At 73.0% G+C, this 13408-nt stretch carries 11 protein-coding genes; 3 read left to right on the forward strand and 8 right to left on the reverse strand.

The annotated features are described in order from the left end of the window. Window positions 1–82 precede the first annotated feature (82 nt). Window positions 83–850, forward strand: a complete 768-nt coding sequence (locus DRB89_RS18675; protein ID WP_112450669.1) for a hypothetical protein — start codon at window positions 83–85, stop codon at window positions 848–850. Window positions 851–891: 41 nt separating this feature from the next. On the opposite strand, the gene DRB89_RS18680 is transcribed toward DRB89_RS18675, so the two are convergent. The 5 genes from DRB89_RS18680 to DRB89_RS18700 form a co-directional block, all read right to left on the reverse strand. Further along, a complete protein-coding gene (locus DRB89_RS18680; RefSeq protein ID WP_112450670.1) occupies window positions 892–1572 on the reverse strand; it encodes a DUF4328 domain-containing protein in 681 nt (226 codons plus the stop codon). A gap of 126 nt (window positions 1573–1698) precedes the next feature. After that, on the reverse strand, window positions 1699–4722 hold the full coding sequence (locus DRB89_RS18685; protein WP_112450671.1) for a glycoside hydrolase family 38 C-terminal domain-containing protein: 3024 nt from the start codon (window positions 4720–4722) through the stop codon (window positions 1699–1701). A 98-nt stretch (window positions 4723–4820) separates the two neighbouring features. Next, complete coding sequence (locus DRB89_RS18690) at window positions 4821–5648, reverse strand: carbohydrate ABC transporter permease (protein ID WP_239516214.1); 828 nt, start codon at window positions 5646–5648, stop codon at window positions 4821–4823. Next, window positions 5645–6538: a sugar ABC transporter permease gene (locus DRB89_RS18695; protein ID WP_204358071.1), complete on the reverse strand. Its 894-nt coding sequence runs from the start codon at window positions 6536–6538 to the stop codon at window positions 5645–5647. Before DRB89_RS18695 ends, DRB89_RS18690 begins: the two co-directional genes overlap by 4 nt. A 50-nt stretch (window positions 6539–6588) precedes the next feature. Beyond that, complete coding sequence (locus tag DRB89_RS18700; RefSeq protein ID WP_239516215.1) at window positions 6589–7929, reverse strand: sugar ABC transporter substrate-binding protein; 1341 nt, start codon at window positions 7927–7929, stop codon at window positions 6589–6591. 470 nt (window positions 7930–8399) lie between these two features. Here DRB89_RS18700 and DRB89_RS18710 point away from each other — a divergent pair, with 470 nt between their 5' ends. Further along, window positions 8400–10277, forward strand: coding sequence for a hypothetical protein (locus DRB89_RS18710; protein WP_162688636.1), 1878 nt, complete (start codon window positions 8400–8402; stop codon window positions 10275–10277). 53 nt (window positions 10278–10330) lie between these two features. On the opposite strand, the gene DRB89_RS18715 is transcribed toward DRB89_RS18710, so the two are convergent. Further along, window positions 10331–10687: a hypothetical protein gene (locus DRB89_RS18715; RefSeq protein WP_112450674.1), complete on the reverse strand. Its 357-nt coding sequence runs from the start codon at window positions 10685–10687 to the stop codon at window positions 10331–10333. Window positions 10688–10876: 189 nt separating this feature from the next. Here DRB89_RS18715 and DRB89_RS18720 point away from each other — a divergent pair, with 189 nt between their 5' ends. Then, window positions 10877–11326 (forward strand): universal stress protein, encoded by a 450-nt coding sequence (locus tag DRB89_RS18720; protein ID WP_112450675.1) that lies wholly within the window; start codon window positions 10877–10879, stop codon window positions 11324–11326. A gap of 63 nt (window positions 11327–11389) precedes the next feature. Here DRB89_RS18720 and DRB89_RS18725 read toward each other — a convergent pair whose 3' ends face one another. Both DRB89_RS18725 and DRB89_RS18730 read right to left on the reverse strand, forming a co-directional pair. After that, window positions 11390–12328 carry a serine/threonine dehydratase gene (locus tag DRB89_RS18725; protein ID WP_112450676.1) on the reverse strand — a complete coding sequence of 313 codons (939 nt, stop codon included), beginning with the start codon at window positions 12326–12328 and terminating at the stop codon, window positions 11390–11392. 69 nt (window positions 12329–12397) lie between these two features. Beyond that, window positions 12398–13039 (reverse strand): TetR/AcrR family transcriptional regulator C-terminal domain-containing protein, encoded by a 642-nt coding sequence (locus DRB89_RS18730; protein ID WP_112450677.1) that lies wholly within the window; start codon window positions 13037–13039, stop codon window positions 12398–12400. Between the last annotated feature and the right edge of the window lie 369 nt (window positions 13040–13408).

Below are 13408 nucleotides of genomic sequence, written 5' to 3' on the forward strand. Positions count from 1 at the left end.
GGGCGAATTCGGGGCAGCCCCGGCCCGGGGCCCGGCCCGACGCCCGGACCGGCGCCTTGCCCCCGGTATCGTCCGCCGGGTGATGCGTGAAACCGAGCTCGCCCTGCGCTGGCTCGCCGAGGACGGGCTGACCCGGGACGGCGACGGCGCGTGGTGGTACGTCGATGCCCCGGGCGAACCGGCCGAGGCCACCAGCACGGCCGACATCGCCGAGACGTGGGGGTTCCTGGTCTTCGAGGACGAGCGGCTCGGACCCGCCGACCGGGTCCGGGTGGCGCTCGGCCTGATGGACCTGGTCGGCAGCCACGTCCTGGTGCACCGACCGATCCACCGGGCACACCTCGGACCGGCCGGGCCGCTGCCGGTCGAGGTCCTCTGGGAGGGTTTCCGGCGGCGGCTGGAGGCCGGGCCGGAACCCGAGGCGGTCACCGACGCGCTGTGGCTGGACTGGTTCGAGCACGGCCAGAGCGCCGACGCCGCCTTCACCGCGGTGCTCGGGCAGGACGCGCACCGGATCCGGGCCGACGCCCCCGAGGGCCTGCTGCTGCGGGCCCGGCGGGTGCTGGCGTGTTCCGGGCCGGTCCCCTGGGCGACGAAGGAGCCCGCCTACCGGGCCGCCGCACAGGTGCCGGAGCTGCGTCCGGCCGTGTTCCGCGCCGTGCTGGGCAGCTACCACGACCTCTACGGCAACCTCGAACCGGCCGCCGCACTCGCCCTCCTGGACTCCTTGCGCCTGCCGCCCGCCACCGCGCACCTGGCCGCGCTGCGCACCGTACTCGCGGCCGGCCACGTGAACCACCGCCACGCCCCGGACGCATGGCGGAAGGCGGCGGACGCCCCGCCCCGGTGACCGGACCGGGCCGGCGCGGCGCCGGCGCGGCGCCGCGCGGCTCAGCCGGCCGGCTGCAGGGCAGGCTGCAGGGCCGACAGGCGGCGTACGAAGAGCACGGCCAGTCCCGCCGCCGCGGCGTAGACCAGGTCGGAGCCCGCGCCGAGCAGGGCCGCTTCGCGCAGTGCGCCCTGGGACGTGCCGCCGTCGGCGAACCAGCTCGCAGCGCCCGACGCGAGCATCGCCGCGCCGAGTCCGCCGGCCCAGGCGAAGACGGGCGCGGGTGAGGCCGCCGCGACCCGGCCGGGCAGCCGCGAGGCACTGGCCTTCCACGCCTTCGCGGCGATCAGGCAGGGCAGGACGGTCCAGCCCAGGACCGGGATGAACCAGACTCCGATCGCCCAGCCGGCGCCGCCCCGGAAGCTTCCCGGCGCGTACACGCCGGCGTTGACCCGGACCCGGTGGAACCAGACGATGAAGACCACCGCCGTCGGGATCGTGGCCAGCAGGACCAGGCTCATCGCCATCGAGAGCAGCGTCCGGGAATGCCCCAGCCCCATGACCTCCGCGAAGCTGTCCAGCGCCCGGTACCGGTAGACCCCGGCGGCCGCGGCCAGCAGCCGGGTCGCGGCGCACAGGCCGAGCAGTACGGTCAGGGCCGTCGCCAGTCCCCTCAGCGAGCGGAGCGGCGAGCGGGCCGGCGGCGCGCCGGGCGGAGACGGTCTTGCGGTACCGGTGGACATGACGAGGGACCCCCCACGGGTGCGTTGACATGCGGAAGCCCGCCAACATACGGCAGCCGCACGGAGGCCTCCCCGGCGGCCCCGCGCCGCGGGGCGCCCCGGCGGCCGGGGCGCCGCGCGGGGGTTTCAGGACCGGTGGAGGCGGAGTGTGACGATCTGGAACGGGCGCAGCGTCAGGGGGACGGTGCCGTCCGGGGTGAGCGGGCCGACGGCCGTCCCCTCCAGGGGCCGCTCCAGGAGGTCGCTCTCGACCGCCGCCGACAGGGGGAAGCCCGCCGTCAGGGTGGCCCGCGCCCGGCCGCCGCCGGATTCGTAGAGGCGGACCACGACGTCGCCGCCGCGGTCCTCGGCCAGCTTGACCGACTCGACCACGACCGCGTCGCCGTCCACCGCCACCAGCGGCGCGACCGGGCCCGCGCCCGTGACCGTCCGCTCCGGGAGGTTGAGCGCGTGGCCCTCGCGCACCGCGTCGGAGAGGGCCGCACCGGGGGCGAGCGAGTAGCGCAGGGTGTGCGCGCCCTGGTCGGTCTCCGGATCGGGATAGCGCGGCGCCCGCAGGAGGGAGAGGCGGATCGTCGTCGTCTGTCCGCCGTCGGGGCGCACGTCGCGGGTCACGTCGTGGCCGTACGTGGAGTCGTTGAGGACGGCGACGCCCCAGCCCGGCTCCTCCGCGTGGATCCAGCGGTGCGCGCAGATCTCGAACTTGGCCGCCTCCCAAGAGGTGTTGGTGTGGGTGGCCCGGTACACGTGCCCGAACTGGGTCTCCGAGGCGGTTCGTTCGGCCTTGACGTCCAGTGGGAAGGCCGCCTTGAGGAGCTTCTCCGTCTCGTGCCAGTCCACGTCCGTGACGATGTCCACCGTCTTGGCGCCCGCCCGCAGCGTGACCGACTGGACGACCGAGGAGGAGCCGAAGGAGCGGGCCGCGCGGACCGTGGCCGAGAACGGCCCGGTCTCCGCGAGCGCCAGGGCGTCCACGTCCACCAGGTCGGTGACCTTGTTGCGGTAGAACGCGTCGATGTCCCACGCGTCCCACATGTTGGGGAAGTCGGGGTGGATCTGGAGCAGGTTCGCGGCGGCGCCCGGTGCGACCGACTCGCGTCCGGCCTCCAGGTCGTAGGCGGAGACGATCAGGCCGCGGCCGTCGATCTCCACGCGCAGGCGCCCGTTGGCGAGGACGTGGCCGCCGCCGCGGCGCTCCTCGACGGTGACGGGCTGCCCGGCGGCGGCCGGCCGCGACGCACCGCCGGCCGCGATGCCGCGCCGGGCGTGCGGGGAGCAGTTGAAGACGAGCTCTTCCTCGCCCTCGCCCGCCAGGGCGCGCTGCGCGGCCAGGGTGAGGGCGGTCAGCTCCTCCTCCACCTCCGCGTACGTCTCGCGCGCCTCGCGGTGCACCCAGGCGATGGAGGAGCCGGGGAGGATGTCGTGGAACTGGTGGAGCAGCACGGTCTTCCAGATCCGCTCCAGCTCCTCGTACGGGTACGCGTACCCGGGGAACGTCACCGCGGCCGTGGACGCCCACAGTTCGGCCTCGTGCAGCAGCGACTCGCTGCGCCGGTTGCCCTGCTTGGTCTTGGCCTGCGAGGTGTAGGTGCCCCGGTGCAGCTCGAGGTAGAGCTCGCCGGCCCAGACGGGCGCGTCCCCGTACTCGGCGTGCGCCTTCTCGAAGAACGCGTCGGGGCGCTCGATCTCCACGCGCGGGGAGCCTTCGAGATTCCGCTGCCGCTTGGCGCGGGCGAGCTGCTCGCGCGTGGGGCCGCCGCCGCCGTCGCCCCAGCCGAAGGGGACCAGTGAGCGTGAACCCCGGCCCTTCTCCTGGTAGTTGCGGGCGGCGTGCGCCATCTGGGCTCCGCCGAGGTCGGAGTTGTAGGTGTCGACGGGCGGGAAGTGCGTGAAGACGCGGGAGCCGTCGATGCCCTCCCACCAGAAGGTGTGGTGGGGGAACTTGTTGACCTGGGACCAGGAGATCTTCTGGGTCAGGAACCACTGGGAGCCGGAGAGCTTGACGATCTGCGGCATCGCGGCGGTGTAGCCGAAGGAGTCGGGCAGCCAGACGTTGTCGGTCTCGATGCCGAACTCGTCCATGAAGAACTTCTTGCCGTAGAGGAACTGTCGGGCCATGGCCTCGCCACCGACCATGTTGGTGTCGGACTCCACCCACATGCCGCCGACCGGCACGAACTGCCCGTCCGCGATCTTCTTCTTGACCCGTTCGAAGAGCTCGGGCCGGTGCGTCTTGATCCAGTCGAGCTGTTGGGCCTGCGACATGGCGAAGACGAACTCGGGGTGCTCGTCCATCAGGTTGACCATGTTGGACGCGGTCCGCGCGACCTTGCGCACCGTCTCGCGCAGCGGCCACAGCCAGGCCGAGTCGATGTGGGCGTGGCCGATCGCGCTGATCCGGTGGGCGGAGGCGTGGGCGGGGGCCGCCAGCGCGCCGGCGAGCCGGGCGCGGGCGGCGGGCGCCGTGCCGGGGACGTCGTCCAGGTCCACGGCGTCGAGGGCGGAGTCCAGGGCGCGCAGGATCTCGTAGCGCCGGGCGTCGCGCCCGTCGAGCTGTGTCATCAGGTCGTGGAGGACCTCCAGGTCCTGTACGAGCTCCCAGACCTCGGTCTCGAAGACGGCGAGGTCCATCCGGGCGAGCCGGTAGAGGGGCTGGTCTCCGCTGGTCCGGACGTCGCCCTCGTACGTCGCCGAGTGGTCGACCAGGACCGGGTTCGAGGCGCCCTCGACGTACCACTCGATCCGCTCGCCGCCGACCGCGGAGTCGGCGACGCGCACCCAGTCGTTGTACGGGTTGAGCGCTTTGACCTCCCCGCCGTCGGCCCGGTGGACCAGGCCCTCGCACTGGAAGCCGGGCATCATCCGGTCGAAGCCGAGGTCGAGGACGGCCTCGACGGTGCGCCCCGCCCAGCCGGCGGGGACGGTGCCCGTGACCTTGAACCAGGTGGTGCCCCAGGCCGGGCCCCACGCGTCACCGATGGCGCAGGGTCCGTACGCGGCCGCGAGGCCTTCGGCGACGGGGACGGGCTCGCCGGGGGCCTCCCAGCGTTCGATGGCCAGCGGGACCGAACGGGAGTGCACGGCGGGCTTGATGCGTTCCTTGAGGACGCGGCGCAGGCGGTGTTCGGTGATGCTGCGGTCGTCGTGCATGGCGGCTGCTCCAGGTGGAGAGTGAGCGGATCGTGCGGTCCGGCGGTCAGGCGGTCAGGGGCGAGAGGGGAGACGGAGAGGGAGGGAGAGGGCGCGGGTCACGTCTTGACGGCCCCGTCGCCCACGCCCTTGAAGAAGAAGCGCTGGAGGGCGAAGAAGAGGAGCATCATCGGGATCAGCGCGGCCATCGCGCCGGCGGCGATGATGCGCTGGTCGCTGACGGTGGTGGCGCCGGCCAGGGTCTTCAGGCCGAGTTGGAGGGTGTGGTTCTCGCTGTCGGTCAGCACCAGCAGCGGCCAGAGGAAGTCGTCCCACGCACCCATGAAGCTGGTGATGCAGACGACGGCCAGCGCCCCCTTGGCGGCCGGGAGGAAGACCCGGGTGAAGCGGGTCCACTCGCCGGCGCCGTCGAGGACCGCGGCCTCCTCCAGCTCCGCGGGTACGGCGAGGAAGGCCGATCGCATGATCATGATGTTGAGGACGGACACGGCGCCGGGCAGCCAGACGCCGATGAGGGTGTCGACCAGGCCCATCTCGCGGATCGTGAGGAACATCGAGATCATCACGGACTCGAAGGGGAACATCAGCGTCGCCACGAGCACGGTGAAGACGGCTCTGCGGCCCTTCCAGGCGGCGCGCGAGAGGGCGTAGCCGCCCATCGCCGCGAACAGCAGGTTCGAGGTGACGGCGAGCAGCGCCACGGTCAGGGTGTTGCCGACGTACTGGAGCAGCGGGAACGACTCCGCGACCCGGACGTAGTTGTCGAGGGTGGGCCGCGCGGGCAGCACCCCGTCGTACACGTTCTCCGTGCGGCCGCGGATCGAGGTCAGGAACTGCCAGACGATCGGCCCGAGCATGACCACGAGCATCAGGAGGAGCGTGGCGTACCGGCCCGCGAGGCCGATCCGGAAGGAGGGCGCCCTCACCTCTCGTCTCCCTTGGACAGGCGGCGGCCCAGCAGGCTGAAGACCAGCGTCAGGAGGAACAGCAGGATGGAGATGGCGGCCGCGTAACCGGTCTCGCCGGCGAAGCCGAGACCGACCTGGCGGATGAGGAAGGGCAGGGTACGGGCGCCGCCGCCGGGCCCGCCGCTCTCGCCGCCGAGGATGTAGATCTCGGTGAAGACGCGGAGCGCGGAGATGGCGGAGAGGGTGCCGACCAGCAGCATCATCGGCTTCACCTGGGGGACGGTGATGCTGAAGAAGCGGCGTACGGGTCCCGCGCCGTCGAGCGCCGCGGCCTCGTGGAGGGAGGCGGAGACGTTCCCGAGGGCCGCCAGGTAGAAGACCATGTAGTAGCCGAGGCCCTTCCACACGGTCACGATCATCGCGGAGACCAGCAGCATGGTGCTGTCGGTCAGGAACGGGATCGGCTCGGAGACGATGCTCAGCTTCCGGAACACCGTGTTGACCAGGCCGTCGCTGCGCAGCACCCACTGCCAGATGAGGCCGACGACCACGGCCGAGGCGATCACCGGGGTGTAGAACGCCGAGCGGAAGAAGCCGATCCCGGGGACCTCCCGCTGGACGAGGACGGCGAGGGCCAGCGGCAGGAACACCAGGCACGGGACGACGACCACGAGGTACAGCACGCTGTTGCCGGTGGCGACCCAGAAGTCGGGGTCGCCGAAGGCGCGGGCGTAGTTGTCGAAGCCGACGAACCCGCCGCCGCGCAGGATCTGCGCGTCGGTGAGCGAGAGGATCACGGTGTTGACGAACGGCCAGAGGCTGAACATCGTCACCATGACCAGGCCCGGGGCGAGGAAGAGGTACGGGGTCCACCACGTGCGGTGGCGGAGCCCGGTCTCGGCCTCCATGGCGCGCTTCGCCTTCTTGGCGTTCCTGCCGATCCCCGCGCTGTCCGCCCTCACCTCTGCCCCGTCCTGGCGAGCAGCTTGTTCGCCTCCTCCTGGGCCTTCCTCACGGCCGTCCTGGCGTCCTGCTCGCCCTTGATCGCCTTCTGCACCTCGCGCACGACCGCGTCGCCGACCTGGTTGGTCCACTGGACGGGGGTGTTGGCGTCGAGATCCGCGCCCTTCAGCTGTTCGGCGCCGACCGCGCGGGCCAGGGTCTCCGCGTCCTTGCCGTCGCCCTTGTCGGAGAAGTAGGCGTCGGCCAGGCCGGTGGCGTTCGACGGGTAGATGGTCGCCTTCTTGGAGAACTCCACCTGGTTGGGGCCGTTGGTGACCCACTTGGCGAACTCGGTCGCCGCGTCCAGGTGCTTGCCGTCCTTGCGGATGCCGAGCGACTGGGCGTAGATCCCGATGTGGCCGAGCGTCCCGGTGACGGCGTTGGCGACCTGCGTGTCGGCGTAGACCTGCGGGGCGTTCTGCTTGATGTCCCTGACGAAGCCCGGGGATCCGGGGCCGAAGGCGATCTTCCCGCCGCCGTACAGCTGGTTGACGTCGTCCGACTTGAGCAGCGACTCCTTGGGCATGGCGCCCTTGTCGTACAGGTCCTTCATCCGCTCGACCCACGCGACGGCCTTGTCGGTGTCGAAGGCGAACGCGTCCTGCTTGCCGTTCAGGATCGGAATGCCCATCTTCTGCCAGTCCCCGGGCAGTCGCCCCTTGGGGTCGGCCATGAAGGCGGAGTACCGCCCGCCGGACCCGGCCGCTATCCGCTCGGCGTAGTCGAAGAACTGCTCGACGGTGGTCGGCGGCTTCGCCGGGTCGAGGCCGGACTTCTCGAAGAGCCTCTTGTTGTACGTGAGGATCTCCGGGGTCACGTACCAGGGGTACGCGAACACCCCCTCCCCCTTTCCGGGCAGCTTGAACTGCTCCCAGGCGCCGGGCACGTACTCCCCGGCCGCCCCGGGGTCGAGCTTCGCCACGTCGGCGAGCATGCCCCGGTCGGCGAGGAGCTGGAAGCTGTCGGTGGAGAGGTTGACGACGTCGGGGAGGGCACCTGCCTGGGCGTCGGCCACGAGCTTCTCGTTGTAGCCGTCGCCCGGCACGTCCTCCCATACGACCTCGGCGTCCGGGTACTTCTGCTCGAAGGCGTCGATGACGCCCTGCACGTAGGACGTGTGGACCGGCTTCAACTGGAGGGTGCGGAACGTGATCCGGCCGGACACCTTGCCGGTCCTCTCACCCTCCTCCACCTCGGCGGCGCCGCCGCCGAGGCCGCATGCGGAGGTCGTGGTCGCGAGGAAAGCACCGGCCACGAGCGCGGTGAGGGCCATGCGGGTCGCGTTCTCACGGGTCATCGTCGCCGCCTTCGGGGGGAGTTCCGGCCTCGTCGCCGGAGCGCTGGGCCCAAACTCGCCCGAAAGCAAGTCCCGGTCAATGCGACCGGGGTCCCGGGCGGCGGAGGGCGGCAGGTACCCGTACGTCCCGAATTTCGACCGGGATGGCTCGGCCCGTCCGAAAGCCACTCCATCACCACCACTCTGAACTGTACTGATGCGCTTTAGTCACCCAGGGGTTTGGCGTGATGTCGATTCAATGGCGAACCCGCTTCCCCGCCAGGGTTTGACTCCTTATCGCCTGTTCATCAAAACCTTCGCTCCCGCGCTTTATCGCGCATACCGCGAAACGCGACCGCCCCGTGCGGTCGATACCCCTTGGTGGGCCCGAACCCGGCCGATGTACATTCGGCGCCACGGCGTGTAGCTCAGCAGCCAGAGCACCGAACCCACGTTCGGAGGGCGCAGGGGCAGGACCTGCCACGCCGGCGATGAACGTGAACACGACGACGACGTCCGGGGCCGCCCCCGGGGCCGCCGCCCTGCCCTCCTGGGCCACCCCCGGTCTGGCGCACACCCGGCTGCGGCCCTACGAGCGGGAGGCCGCCCGGCTGGCCGGCGTACCGGAAACCCGGCGCGCCCTCTTCGTGCACGGCCTCACCGGTCCCGGCATCGCCGGGCTGTGGTCCCTCCTGGAGAGCGGGCGCTACGAGGTCCACTCACCCGAGGAGGCCGCGCTGCTGTGCGTGGCGTGGCTGCTGCGGGCCGACCGGCTGGAGGCGGCCGCCGAACTGGCCGTGCTCCTGGAGCCGTTCGCCGACCGCCTGCCGTTCACCCCGCGCCCCGAGGCCGCGGGCCCCGAGTACGCCGGTCCCGGGTTCACCGGCCCCGAGATCACCGGGGCGGCCCGCGAGGCGGCCCGGCTGCTGGCGCGGCAGCGGCCGAACCGCGCCGTCGCCGCACAGCGCGAGGCGCTGACCGCATGGCGGCCCTTCGAGGACGAGCTGCTCGCGTACTGGCTGCGCGCGTACGGGCGCGGCGCCCACGCCCCGTACGCGGAGGGCGCGGCCCTGCTGGAGCGGTACGGGGCCCTGGCGGCGGCCCACCCGCTGACCGGCCGGCACCGCGACCCCAAGTCGAACGCGGCGATCCTGCGGCGGGCGCTGGAGGAGAAGGTCGCGGGGCGCGAGCCGGACCCCCGGCTGGCCGGGCTGCTGCGGCACGCCGTCACCTCGATGGTCGCCAAGCGCGGTCGGCCCGGTTCCCCGGAGCACACCCGGCTGCGGCAGGAGCAGGTCCGCCAAGCCGCCCTGCTCCGGGGCCCGTTCGCCGGATCCGGAGCGGATGGAGCGCCCGGATGGGACGGGGCGCCCGGATCGGGACCCGGCGCCGCACCGCCGGCCGCCCTCGCGGCGGCGGAGGAGGCCCGGGCGCCCTGGCAGGCCGGGCTGTCGGCCGTCCGCGTACCGCTCTCCGTGGGAACGGCCCTCGCCCGGGGCTGCCACCCGGAGGCCGGCGACCGCGACCCCGCGCTGTGGACCCTGCTGGGCAAGCTGTACCAGGGCGCCCACCGGTCCACCTGCTACCTGTGGGACTTCACCCGCCTCCCGGAGCTCCCCTGGATCCGCGCCGTCGCCGGAGCGTCCGTACGGGATCCGGCCGTGCTCGGCGCCGCGTTGCGCGGCCTCGCCGACTTCGCCCTGGAGGCCTCGGCGCGATCCGCCGCCGACCTGAGCCCGCCGCTCGTGGCGGGGCTGGCCGCGCTGGCCCGGGAGTCCGGGGTCCCCGCGTCCTTCGCCGTGGAGCCTTTCGTCCACGGCGACTTCGGGATCGTGACCACGCACGTCCTGGCCGCCGCGCGGGTGGCCGCCGAACTGCTGGGCGGGACGCCGTACGAGCGCTACCACGGCATCGACTACGCGGCGGTCCGGGCCATGGCCGACGCCGGCGACAGGGAGGGGTTCCTCCTGCTGTGCTCCGCGCGCGCGGGCCGCCGGGAGCCCGGCCTCCCGCGCGCCGACGGCCGGAACTCCCCCGAACGCACCGCCGGTCCGCCGCTGACCGAACAGGTCCGGATCCTCACGGCCGGCAACCTCGCCGCCCTGGTCCACGAGATCGGCGCCGTCCCGCGGGCCGGCTGGGACGACCTCGCCCGGGCCGCGTTCACCGCGGCGGCGCGCCGCCGGGCGGACACCCCGAAGCGGACGTCCCGCGCCTGGCGGCACCTGCTGTTCCACTTCTCCCTGTGCGATCCGGACCAGCGCTCGGCCGTACTCGACTGGATCGGCGCCGAGAGCGCCCGCCTCCCGGCCCCCGCGGCCGCCCGGCTCGCCCCGCCGGTCGCGCGGCTCCGCCGCGCGACCCCTTAGCTCTTCGCCAAGGGGTCTCCTGCGGGTCCCGGCGGGCAGCCGCGACGAAGGCCCTACTTCATGCGGTAGTCGGCCTTCTCCGCGAGCTTGCCGTCCTTGAAGCAGAAGCGCAGCACCGTGTTGCTGTCCCCGGTGCTCGACACGTAGTAGGAGCACCGGCTGTCCGCGGGCTCGGCGGGGGCGCCGTCCTTGAGGGCCGCCGTGACGAAGGTCTCGCCCGACGGGAGCTTGGCGCGCACCTCGCTCTCCCCGTCGCCGACCTTGACGGCCTCGTACACCTTGGGGTCGACGAGGGTCTTGTCCGCCACGTCGGCGACCTTGCCTATCCCGAAGAGCAGGAGGACGAGCAGGCCGATCCCCAGAACCACGGCCACCAGGCAGCCGATCACACATCCATTGCGCCGTGCCACGTCCCGCTCCTCGTGCGTCCACCGGACGGTTCCCGTCCGTTGTCACGACTCTCGCAAGCGGGGGGCACTCCGCGCTGTTCTCCAAAGTCTTCGGTCCGCGCAACGATCGTCTTTCGAGGTCGGACCGGGTGCGGCATGTATACAGGACAAGACAAGAACGACTATTGGGATGAACTGTGAGGAGCCACCGTGAGTCAGAACACCGAGCCCCTGATCGTCGTCGGCGTGGACGGTTCGATCCATTCGAAGCAGGCTCTGCGCTGGGGGGTCGCCCAGGCCAAGGCCATCGGCGGCCGGGTGCACGCCGTCATGAGCTGGGAGTGGAACACCAACCCCTTCGGCGTCAGCCCGTCCGTCCAGGGCGAGCTCGTCAGCGCCGAGGAAGCGGCCCGGCAGAAGCTCGCCGACACCGTGGCGGAGGCGGTCGGCACCTCTCCGGGCGTTCCGGTCTTCCGCCGGGTGGAGCAGGGCGCGCCCGCGCAGGTGCTGGTGGAGGCCTCGAAGGAGGCGGCGCTGACGATCGTCGGCACCCGCGGCTACGGCGGCATCAAGGGCGCGCTGCTGGGCTCGGTGAGTCAGCAGGTGGTGCAGTACGCGGCCAGCACGGTCGTCGTGGTCCGCGAGGACGGCTCCGCCTGACCCGCCTGACCGTCCCCTCCGCCACCGCCTCCGCCTCCGCCCTCGCCACTGCGTGCCCGTCCCTCAGGCCGGCGCGCGGCCCAGGTCCGACGGATCGGTGTTCGCGCCGCACAGCACCACCGCGACCCGCTCGCCCGGGGGCCGCGGGGCGGTGCGCAGAGCGGCCAGCGCGGTGGCCGCGCCCGCTTCGACCACGATGCGGTGCTCCTCCCACAGCGCGTGGCGGGCCGCGGTGATCGCGTCGTCCGGGACCAGCACGGACTCGGCGTTCCCCGCCCGGACGGCGGCCAGCGCGTCCGCGGAGACCCGGGTCGCCCCGAGCGAGTCGGCGGCCACCGAGTCCACGGTGACGTCCACCGGCCGGCCCGCCTCCAGGGCCGCGTTCAGGGCCCGGCAGTTCTCCGGTTCGGCCGCGATCACGCGGACGCCGTGTTCGCGCGCCGCGGCGGCGATCCCGGCGAACAGCCCGCCGCCGCCGACCGCGACGACGACCGCGTCCAGGCCGGGCAGGGCGGTGCGGATCTCGTCGAGCAGGGTCCCGGCGCCCGCCGCGATGAGCGGGTGGTCGTAGGCGTGGCTGCTCAGCGCCCCGCTCCCGGCGGCGAACTCCCGGCAGGCCGCCAGCGCTTCGGCGTACCGGTCGCCGACGAGCCGTACGTCGGCGCCGTAGCCCCGCAGCCGCTCCACCTTCACGCGCGGGGCGGTGGCCGGCAGGAAGACCGTGGCGGGCACGGATTCGGCGCGGGCCGCCCAGGCGCAGGCGAGGCCGGCGTTGCCGCCCGAGGCGATGGTGACCCCGGTGTCGGGCAGGGTGCCGGCGGCACGGTGGGCGGCGAGGAAGTTGCGGGCGCCGCGGGCCTTGAAGGAGCCGGTGTGTTGGAGGTACTCCAGCGCGTACGAGACGCCCTCCCGGCCCGCGGGTATCACCGTGACGGGCCGTACGGCCCCGGCGATCCGGTCGGCGGCGGCGCGCACGGCGGCGTAGTCGAGCTGCTGTTCCACGAAATCGCTCCTTCGTTCACACGTGTTCCACGGGGCGGCCCGGGGCGCGCGGTCGCGCACATCCGGGCGTCAGACGGCGGGCCGGGCCGCTTCGATCAGCTGCCGCAGGGCGCCGTAGTACACCTCGTGGTCGGTCAGGGGGGGCAGTACGTCGGCCAGCGCCCCCGAGAGCACCGGGAAGGCGGCCGGGTCCAGCGCGGCCAGCGCGGCGCGCGAGGCGGCGGTGGCTCCGGCCGGGTCCCGGTGGTCGACGAAGGCGGCGCTGCCCAGGGTCAGCAGGTACATCCGCCTGTACACGGTCATCGCCTCGGCGGGGGTCATCCCGGCGGCCACGCTGTCCGCGAGCGCGGGTTCCACGAGTCGGGCCAGCAGCTCCCGGCCGAGCCAGGGGCGGCCGCCGCGCAGGGCCAGCAGCCCGGGGTGGGCCGCGAGGAGCCGGTACAGGGCGGTGAACCGCTGCTCGGTGGCCTCGGCCCAGCCGGTCCCGGCGGGGACCACCGGCAGTTGGGCGGCCAGGTGCTCGGTGCACAGGTCGAGCAGGCCGGCCAGGTCGACGCAGCGCCGCTGGACGGTGGCGTGGGAGACCTCGAGCCGGTCGGCGAGCGCACGGAAACTGAGCGCGGAGGGCCCTTGCCCGTCGAGGATCCGCAGGGCTGCGGCGGCGATCGCGCCGGGTGTCGCGCGGTCCAGGGCGGCTGATCTTCTCGGCATGAGATACACCGTATCAGCCATCGTCACATACGACGCCACACGCACCATCGCACCCACCTCCGCACACCGCCGCACACACCGCCGCGCATGACGGCCCGATCCCCGGCCGACCCTCCACCCCCACCCCTTCGCGTGACGTCGACTGCGGCCATATTGCTGGTCATTGACGGATAACCCGCGACTTATGTTGACAGCGGGTAGTCACACCGCTGCACTAGGCGATCGAAGCCCCCTCGCCAAGGAGACCCCGTGCCGCCTCGCCTGCGTGCGTCGCTCCCCTGTCTGACCGCGGCCGCCCTGCTCGCCCTCGCGCTCTGCCCCGCCCCGGCGACGGCCGAGCCCACCGCGACGTCCGACACCCCGCTCGCG

This window comes from Streptomyces sp. ICC4 (genome assembly GCF_003287915.1).
GTDB classification, from domain to species: Bacteria; Actinomycetota; Actinomycetes; order Streptomycetales; family Streptomycetaceae; genus Streptomyces; species Streptomyces tritrimontium.

Bases quoted from the DNA above. Each gene is read 5' to 3' on its own strand.
- DRB89_RS18675 (WP_112450669.1), top strand. From the start codon at position 83: ATGCGTGAAACCGAGCTCGCCCTGCGCTGGCTCGCCGAGGACGGGCTG.
- DRB89_RS18680 (WP_112450670.1), bottom strand. From the start codon at position 1,572: ATGTCCACCGGTACCGCAAGACCGTCTCCGCCCGGCGCGCCGCCGGCC.
- DRB89_RS18685 (WP_112450671.1), bottom strand. From the start codon at position 4,722: ATGCACGACGACCGCAGCATCACCGAACACCGCCTGCGCCGCGTCCTC.
- DRB89_RS18695 (WP_204358071.1), bottom strand. From the start codon at position 6,538: ATGGAGGCCGAGACCGGGCTCCGCCACCGCACGTGGTGGACCCCGTAC.
- DRB89_RS18700 (WP_239516215.1), bottom strand. From the start codon at position 7,929: ATGACCCGTGAGAACGCGACCCGCATGGCCCTCACCGCGCTCGTGGCC.
- DRB89_RS18710 (WP_162688636.1), top strand. From the start codon at position 8,400: ATGAACGTGAACACGACGACGACGTCCGGGGCCGCCCCCGGGGCCGCC.
- DRB89_RS18730 (WP_112450677.1), bottom strand. From the start codon at position 13,039: ATGCCGAGAAGATCAGCCGCCCTGGACCGCGCGACACCCGGCGCGATC.